General features: G+C 54.9%; 8 protein-coding genes. All 8 read right to left on the reverse strand.

What is annotated here, in order from left to right; translation table 11 throughout:
* Positions 1-91 precede the first annotated feature (91 nt).
* The 8 genes from EV680_RS10935 to glgB all read right to left on the reverse strand — a co-directional run bounded on the left by EV680_RS10935 (position 92) and on the right by glgB (position 16,234).
* On the reverse strand, positions 92-379 hold the full coding sequence (locus EV680_RS10935) for a hypothetical protein (RefSeq protein WP_132954781.1): 288 nt from the start codon (positions 377-379) through the stop codon (positions 92-94).
* A 1-nt stretch (position 380) separates the two neighbouring features.
* Positions 381-716: a hypothetical protein gene (locus tag EV680_RS10940; RefSeq protein WP_132954782.1), complete on the reverse strand. Its 336-nt coding sequence runs from the start codon at positions 714-716 to the stop codon at positions 381-383.
* 629 nt (positions 717-1,345) lie between these two features.
* Entirely contained in the window at positions 1,346-3,799 is a 2,454-nt protein-coding gene (locus tag EV680_RS10945; RefSeq protein WP_132954783.1) for a heavy metal translocating P-type ATPase, read from the reverse strand.
* 511 nt (positions 3,800-4,310) lie between these two features.
* The gene (locus tag EV680_RS10950) at positions 4,311-6,782 is read right to left on the reverse strand and encodes a glycogen/starch/alpha-glucan phosphorylase (RefSeq protein WP_132954784.1); all 2,472 of its coding nucleotides are present in this window, start codon (positions 6,780-6,782) and stop codon (positions 4,311-4,313) included.
* Between the two features lie 198 nt (positions 6,783-6,980).
* Complete coding sequence (gene glgA / locus EV680_RS10955) at positions 6,981-8,426, reverse strand: glycogen synthase GlgA (protein WP_132954785.1); 1,446 nt, start codon at positions 8,424-8,426, stop codon at positions 6,981-6,983.
* Positions 8,427-8,647: 221 nt separating this feature from the next.
* A complete protein-coding gene (glgC, locus tag EV680_RS10960) occupies positions 8,648-9,967 on the reverse strand; it encodes a glucose-1-phosphate adenylyltransferase (RefSeq protein ID WP_243650400.1) in 1,320 nt (439 codons plus the stop codon).
* Positions 9,968-9,969: 2 nt separating this feature from the next.
* Positions 9,970-11,958 carry a glycogen debranching protein GlgX gene (gene glgX / locus EV680_RS10965; RefSeq protein WP_132954786.1) on the reverse strand — a complete coding sequence of 663 codons (1,989 nt, stop codon included), beginning with the start codon at positions 11,956-11,958 and terminating at the stop codon, positions 9,970-9,972.
* Entirely contained in the window at positions 11,939-16,234 is a 4,296-nt protein-coding gene (gene glgB, locus EV680_RS10970; protein ID WP_132954787.1) for a 1,4-alpha-glucan branching protein GlgB, read from the reverse strand. The genes glgX and glgB overlap by 20 nt, the downstream gene beginning before the upstream one ends.
* Positions 16,235-16,457 lie beyond the last annotated feature (223 nt).

Genomic DNA, 16,457 nt, shown 5'->3' on the forward strand with positions numbered 1-16,457 from the left:
AGCGTACGCAATTATCTCCATTCAGACGGCCTCTCCTGCGCTTGATTTTCAGTGTTTGGTGTTTTTGACTGACGAGTTGAAAACACAGTTGCTACATACAGGCTACGCTTGCTAATGATGCAGATGCGACAGCTCCATTCAATTGAAATGCTGCCCCTGTTGATATAGCTGCTCCAACCTGCGCTACACCTGTCTTACCAGAGTTTTGTGCACTTGCAATGATAGCAGCTCCCGTTGCCGCTAAAGAAATAGCTGCAATTGTGGCATCCAACCCATCAAGCGAAGTTTTAGAATCTACTGGTTTTTGAAAAGTTTCTATTATTTTATTAGCATTTTGAAGCGCATCCGCATAATTAATAGCTTTTTGTATTGTGGACACTTTATCTCCCATTATTAAAAATAAAAACAATAAACCAAAAAAGTGAAGCAAGACAAATCAAAAATGTTAAATATGTTATATATAGCATTGAATTTTGAATAATTTCAGCATATTTTTTACCTTCATTTATCCTTCTGTTTAAATATTTAATATTTAATATTTTAAATATTTTTGATAAAAATATATTTAAAAACCCAGTAGCATAAAAAATATATTGATTGATATAAACAAAATCGGTAAAGTTTCCTATATCATTTTTATTCTTAAAAAAATATATACCTATACTAAAATAAATAGAAAATAGTATTATCAATATTATTATTAATAAAAAATTCATAGAATTTAATCCTTTGGATACGCGTAAATTTAACTATTATTATGGCCTGTTACTACATCTAATTATACAAAGCGCTTTATTATTCAGATAAGCCGCGCTCACAGAACGGATGTTCAACCCATTCAAAGTAAACAACTCACTCTCATCTCTGAAATCATCTGAATTCAAATCGCGCACGCGCAACTCAGCAAGTCGCCACCTCGGAAATCATAAATCAAACAATTGAAATTTATAAAATAGATGATTGAATTGTTACTTATTGTTCTCAAGCAACGATTCAGCATACTACCATGCCAATCACATGTTAATCAATGCAAAACTTATCTTAATTTATAAAAACTTAACACTATCCGCTTAAACTTAAATACAAACAAAAGCCTTAGGGTCTATTCACAATTCATCTCGTGGTAATCTTTTGGCTCAAAAACGCGCCTGCCGCGTTGAAAATGCTCGCAAGGTGTCCAACCTTGCTGCGCTTTTCGCCTTGCAAGCGCGCTTTTGCGCTCAAAATCTTACGCACGGATGAAATGTGAACAGACCCTAGACCGTCTGAATATTCAGACGGCCTATGGCTTATTCCAATAATTTAAATTTTATGTTTTCTTTCAGACGGCCTTATTGATAGCCGTTTAATCCGCCTGTTTTTTCAATAATCTTAAAGCATTGGCCACCACAATCAACGAGCTGATGCTCATGCCTAGGGCGGCGATCCAGGGGGTGACGAAGCCGAGCACGGCCAGGGGCACGGCGATGAGGTTGTAGATGCTGGCCCAGATTAGGTTTTGGCGGATAATGCGGCGGGTGCGCTGCGCTTGCTTGAGAATGCGCGGCAGCACGGCCATGTCATCGTTGAGCAGCACCACATCGGCGCCTTCGCGTGCCACATCGGCGCCGCCGGCCACGGCCACCGACACATCGGCGCGGGCGAGCACGGGGGCGTCGTTGATGCCGTCGCCCACCATCAGCACTTTGCGTCCTTGCCGTTGCAGGGTTTCGACATAGGCGAGTTTGTCTTCCGGCGTGGCTTCGGCGCGGTGCGCATCCAGCGCCAGCCCGGCGGCGAGGTTTTGCACGGCGGCGGCTCTGTCGCCGCTGAGCAGGTGCAGGCGCAGGCCTTGCTGCTTGAGCGTGGCGAGCATGGCAGGCACATTGCTTTTGATGGTGTCGTCGAGCAAAAAGGCGGCTTGAAAGCCTTGGCGATTGCCCAGCGCAATCAGGCTGCCGCTGTGCTCGATTTCTTGCAGCGCGCGTGGCAGATGGCCGGCGATTTCGGCCACAAATTCGGGGCGGCCGAGCGCCCAGGTTTGGCTTTGGCCGTTGATGGCAAGCTCGGCGCTCACGCCGTGGCCGATGCGGTTGAGCCGCTGCGCGCTGCGGATATCGAGGCCGCCGCCTTCGGGCAGGCTCATAATGGCGCGGGCAATCGGGTGCTCCGATTGGGCTTCGAGCGCGCGCGCGATTTGGGCGGCTTGGTGCATATCGATATTGCCCAAGGGCAAAATGGTGCGCACGTTCAGACGGCCTTCGGTGAGGGTGCCGGTTTTGTCGAACACCACATCGCTGATTTGCGACAAGCCCTCCAGGCTGTGGCTGCCGCTGATCAACACGCCGTCTGAAGCGAGCATGCCGGTGGATGCGGCCAGCGCGGTGGGCGTGGCCAGCGATAAGGCGCAGGGGCAGGTGATTACCAGCAGCGCCACGGTAATCCACAAGGCGGTTTGCACATCGGCATAAAGCCACCAGCCGATAAACACGGGCACGGCCATTAAAAGCAGGCCAAGCACAAACGATGAGGCATATTTATCGGCCAATTCGGCCAGGCGCGGCTTTTGCGCCAGCGAGCGGTCGAGCAGCTTCACAATATGGGATAAGCGGGTGTGGCCGCCCACTTGCTCGGCCTGAATCACCAAAGGGCCGGAGCTGTTGAGCGTGCCGGCGGTTACGCTGCTGCCCGCGGCTTTGAACACAGGCAGGCTCTCGCCGGTGAGCATGGCTTCGTTTACCTCGCTCTCACCGGCGAGCACGCGGCCATCGGCGGGAATCACTTCGCCCGGGCGCACAGCCAGAATATCGCCGGCGCTAAGCTGCACCACGGCGGCCTCTTCGCTCGCTTCGCTGGCGGGATAATCTGGCAGACGGTGGCAAAATGCGGGCACCAGCTTCACCAGCCGCTCGGCCGCGTCGCCCGCTTTGCGCCGCGCAATCTGCTCCATATAGCGCCCGGCCAGCAGGAAAAACACAAACATCGCCAGCGATTCGAAATACATGCCCTGCCCCGCATTATTCAAAAGCGCATAAAGGCCGGCGATAAAAGTGAGAATCAGCGCAATGGCCACGGGCGTGTCCATGCCCACGCGGCGGTTTTTCAAATCGCGCCAAGTGCCTTTGTAAAACGGCACGGCCGAATAAAACATCACCGGCAGCACCATCAGCAAAGCGCCCCAATGCAGCAGCGCCAGATATTGCGGCTCGATATCGTTGTAAAGATAAGTGGGAATGGCAAACATCATGGTCTGCATCATGCCAAGCCCGGCCACGGCCAGCCGGATCAGCGATTGCTTGCGCTCTTTTTGCGCCTGCTGTTCGAATTTCTGCGCATCATAAGGCGCGGCGGTGTAGCCCGTGTTTTGCACGCGCAGCAAAATATCGGAAAGCGCCACGCGATCATTGTCCCAAGCCACGCGCATGCGGTGGGTACTGTAGTTCAAATCCACGCGCAACACGCCATCAAGCCGCAGCAATTGCTGCTCGATCAGCCACACGCAGGCGGCGCAGGTGATGCCGCCGAGCATCAACACCGCTTCGCGCTCGCTGCCGGATAAAGTTTCCACAAAATCGGCCTGCATTTGCGGCAAATCGTAAAGTTTGAGCTGCTCGAGAATTTCCGGCGGCGGCAAGGCGGCTTTTTCGGCCTCGGCGGTGCGCTGCCTGTAATAATGCCCCAGCCCCGCATCGATAATGCTTTGCGCCACCGCCTGGCAGCCGGCGCAACAGGCCGGCTCTTCGCGCTTTTCATAGCGTATGTTCAGGTGGATATTTTCGGGCACGTCCAGCCCGCAATGGAAACATTTTTTTTCATTCATGGTGGGCGGATTTTACGCGCAATTTGAGCGGATGGTGAAACAAATAAGCGCGCGCGGCGCATTTTCGGGTGATAGCGATTCAAGTCGATATAAAGCCCATCGTTGCATAATGCCAAGGCCGTCTGAAAGCGTTTCAAACGGCCTGGCACCCTTTCGCGTGCGCACCTGCCTGTTGAATGTTTTAGCGGTGAATTATAGGCATAATACCAATCTAAAAAAATAACCTAACTTCTTTGTCTCGCCTTGCCGTACTATAGTGGAATGCAAGAAAAAGTGATACAAAACTGCGCACTATAACAGGTAGGTTGGGTTGTCAAACCCAACGTTTCAGACGGCCTGTGGGCTTGTTGGGTTTTCAACCCAACCTACCCGTTGTGTCACTTTTTCCTGCATTCCACTATATCTGTACTGTCTGCGGTTCGCCGCCTTGTTAGCTTACTTTTTTGAATGGGTATAAGAAAGGCCGTCTGAAAATATTTTCAGACGGCCTGCAAACCATCACACTTAAAACTTAATTGCCGTTTTGTGCCAGCTCCGTTTCGCTCAAGGGTTTGATGTGCCAGATTTTATCGGCATATTGCTGAATGGAGCGGTCGGATGAGAAATAGCCCATATTGGCGATATTAATCAGCGCGGCGCGGCGCCATTTGGCGGTGTCGCGATAATATTCGTCTGCTTTGTTTTGCGCTTCAACATAGCTGCGGAAATCGGCCATCAATTGATAATAATCGCCGTGTGCCTGTGCCACATCGCTGTAGCGGCCGGGTTCATCAGGCGAAAACACGCCGGTGGTGACTTGTTTTACCACTTGGCGCAGGTCGCGATCGGCTTCCAGATAGCTGATGGGGTCGTAGCCTTCGCGGCGCAGTGCTTCCACTTGCTCCACGGTGTTGCCGAAGATAAAGATGTTGTCGTCGCCCACTTTTTCGCGGATTTCCACGTTGGCGCCGTCGAGCGTGCCGATGGTGAGCGCGCCGCCGAGGGCGAATTTCATGTTGCCGGTGCCAGAGGCTTCGGTGCCGGCCAGCGAAATCTGCTCCGACAAATCGGCCGCCGGCGTGATGATTTGCGCCAGGCTCACGCTGTAGTTGGGGATAAACACCACTTTAATCAGATCGTGAATGCGTTTGTCGTTGTTGATCACAGCGGCCACATCATTAATCAGACGGATGATTTTTTTGGCCATGTAATAAGCCGAAGCGGCTTTGCCGGCAAAAATAAACACGCGCGGCTGCCAATCTTTTTCAGGATGCGCCAAAATGCGGTTGTAGCGGTCGATGATGTGCATCACGTTCATGGCTTGGCGCTTGTATTCGTGGATGCGCTTGATTTGCACATCAAACAAGGCTTCGGGGTTGACCTTGATGCCGAGCTCGCGCTCGATATAGTCGGCCAGGCGGCGTTTGTTGGCATTTTTCACTTCGGCAAATTCGGCCTGCACTTTCGGGTCGTCCACCAAATCGTTGAGCTCGGCTAATTTTTCCAAATGCAAGCGCCATTGCGGCGTGCCCAGGTGTTTGTCGAGAAAGCCGGCCAAGGGGCGGTTGGCCACGGCAATCCAGCGGCGCGGGGTAACGCCGTTGGTCACGTTGGTGAAGCGCTCGGGGAAAAGCTCGGCAAAATCGGCAAAAATTGAGGTGGTCATCAAATCGGAGTGGATTTTGGCCACGCCGTTGACTTTGTGCGAAGCCACCACGGCCAGCCAGGCCATGCGCACACGGCGCTCATAGCCCTCATCGATAATCGACACGCGACGGATAAATTCTTCATCATATTCACCCAGCTCGCGTACGCTATCGAGGAAATATTCGTTGATTTCGAAAATCAAATCCAAATGGCGCGGCAGTAGGCGACCCATTAAATCAACCGACCAGCTTTCCAAGGCTTCGCTCATCAGGGTGTGGTTGGTATAGGAGAAGATTTTGCAACACATCGCCCAAGCGTCTTGCCACGCGATGCCTTCTTCATCAATCAGAATGCGCATCAGCTCGGGAATGGCCAGCACCGGATGGGTGTCGTTGAGGTGGATGGCCACTTCGTCGGCCAGCGTTTCGATGCTGTCGAAGCGGCATTTGTGGCGGGCGATGATGTCTTGCACTGAGGCCGACACCAAGAAATATTCCTGCTTGAGCCGCAATTCGCGGCCGCTTTCGGTGGAATCGTTGGGATAGAGCACGCGCGAAATGTTTTCATCGCTGGTTTGGTTACGCATGGCGGAAAAATAATCGCCTTTGTTGAAATCGGCCAAATCAAACAGCGAGCCGGCATGTGCGGTCCACAAGCGCAAGGGGTTGGCCACATCGCCACCATAGCCGGGAATGATTTCATCATAGCCCAGCGCAGTGATTTTTTCAGACGGCTTCCAGTATTTGATGGGGCCGATGCTACGCAATTGGCCGCCAAAAGCCACCGGATAATGCTTGTTGGGGCGGGCAAATTGCCAGGCCATGCCTTTATCGAGCCACAAATCGGGCTTTTCCACTTGCTGGCCGTCAACGATTTCCTGCTTGAACATGCCGTATTGATAGCGGATGCCGTAGCCCATGGCCGGAATGCGCAAAGTGGCCAGCGAATCGAGGAAACACGCGGCCAAGCGGCCGAGGCCGCCGTTGCCCAAGCCCGGGTCTTCTTCTTTTTCGCTCACTTCGTCAAAATCGATGCCCAGCTGGCGGAAAGCCTCGATAAACACATCGTAAACGCCTTCGTTAATCAGCGAATTGGTAAAGGCGCGACCCAGCAGAAATTCCATCGATAAATAATACACCATGCGTTTTTGGTGCTCGATGTGGCTGCGGCGGGTTTGCAGAAAGCTCTCAGTTACCAAATCGCGGGCGGCAAACATGGCGGCATTGAGCCAATCTTCGGGTCTGGCATCGCGCGGGTCGACGCCCAAAATAAAAATCAGTTTGTAAACAATAGATTTGCGCACAAGCTCGGCATCGGGCTTGGGCACGCGGTATTCATATTCAGGTAACTTGACCATGGTTTTGTTCTCCACACAAGGTTGGCGGTTTGGTTTTAAGAATTCGGCATAATTTTCATAATTTTAAGGCCGTCTGAAAGCGGCGGCCTTATCTTTTTAGCTTATTGCTTTATTTATAGGCAATTAAGGGCAGATTTGTTGTAAAACTACCACCCGATATAATTGCACAACAATAAAATATCAAAATATGCACTTAAATTAGCGTTTCAAGTGGGCGTAACACGCATCATAAGCTTCCGCTGCTTTCTGCCAACTGAAATCTTGCAACATGGCCTCTTTGCGTATGGCCGGCCAGGCGCGCGGCTTGTGCCACAGCGCCAGTGCTTCTTCGAGCGCCGCGCCCAAAGCGGCGGCAGAAGCTTCTTCAAACACAAAGCCGGTGGCGGTTTTGGCTTTGAGGCTGTCGGCATCGCAGCCCACCACCGTGTCGGCCAACCCGCCGGTGTGGCGCACCAGCGGCAACGTGCCGTATTTTAAGCCGTAGAGCTGGGTGAGGCCGCAAGGCTCGAAGCGGCTGGGGATAATAATCACATCGCCGCCGCCAATCAGCCGGTGCGCCAAGGTTTCGTCGTAGCCGATATGGATGCCCACTTGCTGCGGATAAGCCTCGGCCAGCGCATAAAATGCCTGCTCCAGCTCAGGCGCGCCGCTGCCCAGCAATGCAAATTGCAGCTGCGGATGTGCGGCGAGCTTTTCGCTTAAAGCTTCCACCAGCAAATCGGCGCCTTTTTGCGGCGTGAGCCGCGACACCATCACGGCGAGCAAGGCTTGATCGTCTTCTGCCAAGCCGAAATGCTGTTGCAGCGCCAATTTATCGGCTTTTTTGCCCTGCATGGCTTTCAAATGGTAGTTTTTCACCAGCGCGGCATCGGTTTTCGGGCTCCACACGGCATCGTCCACGCCGTTCAAAATGCCGCTCAAACGGCCTTGTGCCAAGCGGGTTTGCAGCAGGCCTTGCAGGCCGCAGGCCGCAGGCTCGCAGGTGATTTCCGCCGCATAAGTGGGGCTGACGGTGGTGATGTGGTCGGCATAATACAGGCCGGCTTTCAAAAACGAGATTTGGTTGTGGAATTCCAGCCCGTCCACATGATACATCGCCCAAGGCAAATCCAGCTCGGCCAAGTGCTTGGACATAAACATGCCCTGATAGGCGATATTGTGAATGGTAAACACGCTTTGCACATCCACGCCCCAAGCGGCCAGATAAGCAGGCGCCAGGCCGGTTTGCCAATCGTGGGCGTGCAGCACATCGGCCTTGCCCCATGTTTCGTCCATGCCGCCGGCCAGCGCCGCGGCCGCCCAGCCGAGCAGGCCGAAGCGGATGACGTTGTCGCTGTAATCGAAATAGTTTTGGTCGTGATAAGGGTTGCCGCCGCGGTCATACAGATGCGGCGCGTCCACCAGATAAAGCCCCACGCCCTGATAATCGGCATAGCGCACCACCACATAGCCGCCGAAGGTGTCGCGTGCGGCCACTTCGGTGGTGTCGGGCAAGGCTTCGCGCACTTGGCGGTAATAAGGCAGCACCACGCGCACATCATCGCCGCGCTGCTGTTGGGCAAAGGGAAGCGCGCCCAGCACATCGGCCAGGCCGCCGGTTTTGATGAGCGGATAAAGCTCTGAGCTTGCGTGTAGAATTTTCATGGTTGATCTCCTGTTGTGAAACCGCAGCCAAACTGTTTTGCAGTCGGTTTGAAGCCGGATGCTGCTTGCACGGATGATGAGTATGCCGTGCCGCCATTATAGGGTATAGGCTTGATGTTTCACTTTGATTATGAAGGTAAATTTTTATTTTCAGATTTAAGGCCGTCTGAAAGGCGGCGGTGCGGGCATGGTGGCCGCCCGCCGCTTCTTTATGCTTATGCTTATGCTTCGGCTTCGCGCGCTTTGAGCAGCGCTTTGAGCATGGCCGGCGTCACCAGCACCACTTCGCCGCTGGAGCTCACGCGGAAACGGCGGGCGTCTTCTTCAGCATTGATGCCGATTTGCATGCCGTCGGGAATCACGCATTCACGCTCGATAATGCAGTTTTTCAGATGGCAGTTTTTGCCGATGCGCACGCCGGGCAGCACCACCACCGAATCGAGTATGCTGTTTTCCTGCACGCTCACCCGCTCAAACAACACCGACGAGCGGATATCGGCATCGGTGATGATGCAGCCGCCGCTCACCAATGAGTTGTCGAGCCCGCTGCGCTCTTTGTTTTTATAGAAAAATTTGGTCGGCATGGCCTGTGTGGGCAGGCCGCGCACCGGCCAGGAGCGGTCGAAAAGATTGAGCTGCGGGTGCTCGGTAACCAAATCCATATGAGTGCGCCAATAGCTGTCGAGCGTGCCCACATCGCGCCAGTAAATGCTGCCCTCGGCATTGCGCCCCATGCAGGAGCGTTCAAACGGGTGAGCGTAAAGCACTTCTTCTTTCAGCGCGCGCGGCAGAATGTCTTTGCCGAAATCGTGGTTGGTGCCCACTTTGGTTACTTCTTCGGCCAGCGTTTGGTAAAGGTAATCGGCGTCAAACACATAAATGCCCATCGAAGCGAGCGAATAATCGGGCTTTTCGCGCATGCTCGGCGGGTTGCTCGGCTTTTCCACGAATTCTTGCACTTGCAGCGCTTCGTTTACCGCCATGATGCCGAATTGGTCGGCTTCGCTGCGCTTCACTTCGATGCAGCCCACGGTGCATTTGGCGCCGCTGGCCACGTGATCGCTCAGCATGCGCATATAGTCCATTTTATAGATGTGGTCGCCCGCCAGAATCAGCACATATTTGGGTTTGTAGTGCTCTTGCATGATGGGCACATTTTGCCACACGGCATCGGCCGTGCCGCGATACCACATCACTTCGTCAATCTGCTGGCGCGCCGGCAGCATGTCGACAAACTGGCCGCGGTCGCGCGGCAGGAAAGACCAGGCATGCTGCAGGTGGCGCAAGAGCGAATGGGCTTCGTATTGCGTGAGCACGCCGATTTTTTTCAGGTTGGAATTGAGGCAGTTGGACAAGGTGAAGTCGATAATGCGCCAATTACCACCGAAATACACGGCCGGCTTGGAGCGGCGGTCGGTCATTTCGTGCAAACGCGTGCCCCGCCCGCCCGCCAATATCAACACCAGCGTGTTATCGGCAATATCCATTGTGTGCAGCGTGCGGCCACCATCGTTGCTTGTTGTGTTTTCGTTGGTATTCATCTCTAATCCTTTAGCGGTTTTTGTTGGTGAAAAAGCCAGATGCCCATGTGCCCCACTTGGCAGCGGCCATCAGCGTATCGGTGGTGTTGCGACGGTGCGCAACGGCACAACCATTCCCCTTTGGGTAAATCAAATATCTGGCTGCCGCGTTTGGCGTTCACCAACAGCAGCCATTGCTCATCAAGCAGCACTTGCAAAGCTTTGCTGCTGCCATCATGCCAATCGCGCTCGCGCATTTCCCGGCCGCCGCTGTTGAGCCAGCGCACGCGCCCGTCCCACCAGCTGTTGTTATTGAGCAGGGGTATTTCGCGGCGCAGCGCGGCAAGTGTTTGCACATATTCTTTCAGACGGCCATTTTGCTGCGTCCAGTCCAACCAAGTGATTTCGTTGTCTTGGCAATAACCGTTGTTGTTGCCCTGTTGGCTGTTGCCCAGCTCGTCGCCGGCCAGCAGCATGGGTGTGCCGTTGGCGAAAAAAAGCGTGGCCAGCAGGGCTTTGGCGCTGTATTCGCGCAAAGCGGCGATTTCGGCATTGCCGGTTTCGCCTTCTTCGCCGTGGTTGTCGCTGAAATTTTCGTGGTGGCCGTCACGGTTGCCCTCGCCGTTGGCTTCGTTGTGTTTTTCGTTGTAGCTCACCAAATCATGCAGGGTGAAGCCGTCGTGTGCGGTGAGAAAGTTGATGCCGTCTGAAGGCTTTTTGCCGCGATGGCGAAACACATCGGCAGAGCCTGCCAAGCGTTCGGCAAACACGCCCAAGCGCCCGCTTTGGCGCAGCCAAAAAGCGCGGATATCGTCGCGGAAGCGGTCGTTCCACTCGGCAAACGGCGTGGGGAATGCGCCCAGCTGATAGCCGCCCTGCCCAATGTCCCACGGTTCGGCAATCAGCTTGCAACCGGCGAGCAGCGGGTCTTGATAGGCCGTCTGAAAAAAATGTGCGTCAGTGTGAAATTCGGGCTCGCGCCCCAATACGCTGGCCAAATCGAAGCGGAAACCATCGATATGAAAGCTTTGCCGCCAATGGCGCAGGCAATCCATCACCCAGCGCGCCACATCGCGCTGCGCCACGTTGAGGGTGTTGCCGGTGCCGGTCCAGTTTTGGTATTGGCCGTGCGCATCAAGCCAATACCAAGCCGGCGCGTCGATGCCGCGCTGGCACAGCATCAGGCCGGTGGGCATGTCTTGCTCGGCGGTGTGGTTAAACACCACGTCCAAAATCACTTCGATGCCGGCCTGATGCAGCGCTTTCACGGCGGCGCGCAGCTCATCGGCGGCCTGCTCGGGCGCGGCGGCATAGCGCGGCTCCACGGCGAAATGGGCATAAGTGTTGTAGCCCCAATAATTCACGAGGCCGTTTTGCTGCAAATGATATTCATCGGAATGCAGCGGCAAGGGCAGCAGCTCGATGGCGGTGATGCCGAGGCTTTTCAGATGGCCGATCACCCGCTTGTCGGCCAACGCGCGATAAGTGCCGGCCTCGGTCAAATCGGGAAACTTTTTGGTAAGCCCTTTCACATGCGCTTCGTAAATCACGGTGTGCGCCCACGGCGTGTTTGGGTGAGCATCGTTGCCCCAATCGAATTCAGACGGCCGCTCCACCACGCTTTTGGCAGCCACGGCGGCATTGTCGCGGGTATTGTTAAAAGCAAAATGCGCCAACGATTCGGCATCGTTATAACGCGGCCTGCCCGCCACGCGCGTGGCATAAGGGTCGAGCAATAATTTTTGCGGGTTGAAATACACGCCGGCCGCCGCATCGCTGTGGCCGTGCACCCGAAAGCCGTAATGCTGCCCCGCGCCGATGCCGGCCACGAAGCCGTGGTGGATGTCGCCGCTGCGCGCGGGCAGGGTCAGGCGCGTTTCGGTGTCGCCGTCAAAGAGGCACAATTCCACTTTTCGCGCCCGCGAAGAGAAAAGCGCAAAATTTACGCCACCCTCATCCACGCAGGCTCCCAGCGGATAAGGCTGCCCGCACTCAATCTTCGGTGCGTTCATGATGGTTTTCCCGATAAAGATACACGGTGGCCAATGGCGGAATGGTGAGCACCAACGATTGCGGTTTGCCGTGCGATGCGGTGCTTTCGCTGTGGATTTCAGCACCCGGCGCTACGCCGCTGCCTTGATAATCGAGGCCGTCTGAATTCAAAATCACGCGGTAAGTGCCGCCCTCATTTACGCCGAAGCGGTAATGTTCGCGCACCACCGGCGTGAAGTTGCTGATCACAATCACAGAATTGCCTGCCCGATCGCGCCGCTCAAACACAAACACCGAGCTGTTACCATCGTCCACCACCAGCCATTCGAAGCCTTCCGGCCATTGGTCGAGCTGATAGAGCGGCGCGTGGTCGCGATAGGTGTGGTTGAGATCGCGCACAAAGTTCTGCACACCTTTGTGCCAGCCGCCATATTCGGGCTCGAGCAAAAACCAATCGAGCGGTTGGTCGTAATTCCACTCGCGCCCTTGCGCAAACTCGCAGCCCATAAACATTAATTTTTTGCCGGGGAAGCCATACATAAAGCCGTAATAGGCGCGCAAATTGGCGAATTTCTGCCAGCAATCGCCCGGCATGCGGTCGAGCAGCGATTTTTTGCCGTGCACCACTTCATCGTGCGAGAGCGGCAGAATAAAGTTTTCGCTGTATTGATACATCATGGCAAACGTCATCAGATGGTGATGGTATTTGCGGTTTACCGGATCTTCCTGCATATAGCGCAAGGTGTCGTTCATCCAGCCCATATTCCATTTATATTGGAAATTCAGCCCTTCGGCGCGGGTTACGTTGGCAAATGAGGTGGATTCTTCGGCGATTTCCGAAGCGCCGGGCGCTTCTTGCTGCAACATGGTGTTGGTGTCGTGCAAAAAGCCGATGGCTTCCAAATTTTCGCGGCCGCCGTATTGGTTGGGTATCCATTGGCCGTCGTTGCGCGAATAATCGCGGTAAATCATCGAAGCCACGGCATCCACGCGCAAGCCGTCAAAGCCGAAGCGCTCTATCCAATAAAGCGCATTGCCTTGCAGGAAATTTTTCACTTCGGTGCGGCCGAAGTTGTAGATTAATGTGTTCCAATCTTGATGATAGCCTTCGCGCGGGTCGGCATGCTCGTAAAGCGGCGTGCCGTCGAATTGCGCTAGGCCGTGCTCATCGGTGGGAAAATGCCCCACCACCCAGTCGAGTATCACGCTGATGCCTGCTGCATGAGCGGCCTGAATCAGATGCTGCAATTGCTGCGGCGAACCGAAGCGGCTGGTGGGCGCGTAAAGGCCGGTGGCCTGATAGCCCCATGAGCCGTCAAACGGGTATTCCGACAAAGGCAATAATTCGATATGGGTAAAACCCATCTCTTTCACATAATCCACCAATTCGTGCGCCAGCTCTTCATAAGTGAGCCAAAAGCCGTTTTCCAGATTGCGCCGCCACGAGCCCAGATGCACTTCATAAATGCTGATGGGCTGGTCAATCGCGTTGGCGCGGGTGCGGTGCGCCGGTGCGGGCACTTTTTCGGGCAGGCCGCGCACCACCGAAGCAGTGGTGGGGCGCAATTCCGAGGCAAAAGCATAGGGATCGGATTTTTGACGCACATGGCCGCCGGCATCGCGGATTTCAAATTTATACAAAGCATTAAACGCCACATCAGGCACAAAAATTTCCCACACGCCGATATCGGCATGATGGCGCATCACATGGCGGCGGCCGTCCCAATTATTGAATTCACCAATCACCGACACGCGCTGCGCATTCGGCGCCCACACGCTGAAATGCACACCTTTGGCGCCTTCGTGTTCCACTAAATGCGCGCCCAGCGTTTCATAAGGCCGCAAATGCGTGCCCTCGCCCAGCAGCCACGAATCCAGCGATTGCAGGCAAGAGGGGAAACGGTAAGCATCGTTCACGATTGAAGCCGTCTGAACGCCCGAATAACGCACCTTAAACGCATAATCGGGCGCACCCTCGGGCAGCACCGCCGCGAAAAAACCGCGCGCATCGACTTGCTGCATCGGCACAATCAATTTGCCGCCTTCGCGCGCCACCACGTCCACCTCTGCCGCATCGGGCATCAGGCAGCGCACCACTTCGCCTACGCCGGCCATATCATGGCGGCCAAGGTAGGCAAACACATTGCCGTGCGTGACGTCAAACAGGCTGTTGACGGTGTTGCGCTCTTGTTGATCGAGCGGCGGATAAGCTTGGGTTGGGGTATTTTTTTTCATGCGTATCTCTTTTATCATGGCCAGCGCTGCTGCCAGCGCCGGTTGTTGGTCGAAATCTTCTATGGCCGATGGCAGGCGGCAAGCCCAGTTGGGATAGCCCTCTGCCACGCCGGGCACGTTGAAATTATCAAAAACCGGCAACAGATTTTCAATCTGCACCGCATAAAGCCTGCCCGCACCTTGCGCACCGAATCGGTGGATGGCCGAGCGCAAGGCGTCTGTCAACACAGCCGGCAGCGCTTCATCAGCCGCCAAGCAGCCGGCTTTTTTCAAAGCGGCAAACCAATCGGCTTTATCGCGTGCGCGCTGCGCACAGGCCGTCTGAAAAGCATCTTCATCGGGCAGCGTGCCCAATTCGTGCATAATCACTAAATCGCGCCCTGCCCAATAGCCCGCCAAGGGCGCCAAATCATGGGTGCTGGTTACCGTAAGCGCTTGCGGCGGGTGCGCATCCGGCGGCGCCACACCCTCACCGTTGCGGCTGAAATAAAGCACCGTGTAGGACAAAATCCGATAGCGGTTCAGCAAATCGCGCATGCCCTCGGGCACAATGCCCAAATCCTCACCAATCACCACGCAGCGGTTGCGGCGGCTCTCCAACGCCAAAATCGCCATCAACACCGCTTGCGGATAATGCACATAAGCGCCCCAAGCCGCACTTTGATCGCCCATCACCCACCAAAGCCGGCTCATCGACATCACATGATCGATGCGCAACACGCCATAAAGGCGCATGTTTTCGCGCAACACGCGGATAAATTCCCGATAACCGGTGTGCTGCAACGCCGCCGGATGCAAAGGCGGCAATTGCCAGTTTTGCCCCACCGGGCTGAAGGCATCGGGCGGTGCACCCACCGACACATCGCTGCAATACACACGCCGGTTCAACCAAATATCCGCGCCGCCGCGCGCCACGCCCACCGATAAATCGCCGTAAAGCCCCAGCTGCACGCCGTGTTGCTGCGCCGCTTCATTCACCGTTTGCAGCTGCCCGGCGCAAAGCCATTGCAGCCACATATAAAAACGCACCTCATCAGCATGCTGCGCGGCAAATTCGCGCACCGCTTCGCTCTCGGGCTGTTGGTATTCCGGCGGCCAGCCCGGCCAACCCAACACATGCGGGTCGGCAAAATGCTGCGCCAGCGCTTCAAACACGCCCCAGCCATCAAGCGCTGCGCCTTTTTCTTCCACAAACCCGGCAAACTCGGCACGCTCTTGCTGCCGCGCGGGCGATTTATCTTGATTAAATGCAACAAAGGCCGTCTGAAGCGCTGATTTTTTCAGCGCCCACACGGCCTTATAATCCACGGTTTCTGCGGCACGCACCGCGGCAAGCTGCTGCTGCACATCTTCGCCCGCCAGCCACTGCTGCGCCGCCTGCGAGCCCTGAAAAGCCGCCACTTGTGCCACATCCAAATACATCGGATTGAGCCAAACCCGCGATGAGGGGCTGTAGGGGCTGGCATAATCGGGGCGACTGCCAAACAGCGCATGCAGCGGATTGATACCGATAAAATCCAAGCCGCGCTTGCCTGCAAAAGCCATCAGCGCCGCCAAATCGCCAAAATCGCCCACGCCCCAGTTGGCAGCCGAACGCAAGCTGTAGAGCTGCACCGTCATGCCGTTGAAGCGGTGGCCGGCGGCCAAATCAGGCGGCTCATAAGCACTATCGGGCGCCGCAATCAAGAAGCAACGGAACACACGGCCATTTTGCTGCTGCACACCTATTTCATAATAGCCCTCGGTCAAAGCCGGCAGCGCAAGCGAGAGGCCGTCTGAAAGCATGTGCCATACCACATCTTGGCGCACGCCCGCTTCATCGGCCAACCAAACCGCTTGCGGCGCATCCACGCCCGCCAACACCAGCGTGCCTACCGAGCCGGCAGCGGCCACTTCCACCGCATCAAAATCACCTTCGGCATGCTCCTCATCAGCCAGCCGTGCCAGCAATGTTGCCAACACCCCCGGCTTGGCCGGGTAATAGCGCCCGTCCACATCGTGGTAGCCCGATGCAATGCCCGCAGCCCATGCTTTTTGCTCCAGCAACCCATCATCATGCATGACCGGTTCCCTGCCTTTCAACGCTTTTTTAAAGTGTGCGCTTATGGTTTAACAGTTACGATTAAATTGGATAAGAATGCAATGTGAATGTAATACAAAATGTTCACTTTGTCTTTGACTTAATGCATCTATAGATTCGGCAATTAAATATTGAAATTTCAACATTAATCCCCATTTCTCCCCAATGGAAAAAGAAGACGGAAGAAAACTTGCAGCCGAAGCC

The organism is Uruburuella suis (assembly GCF_004341385.1).
GTDB classification, from domain to species: Bacteria; Pseudomonadota; Gammaproteobacteria; order Burkholderiales; family Neisseriaceae; genus Neisseria; species Neisseria suis.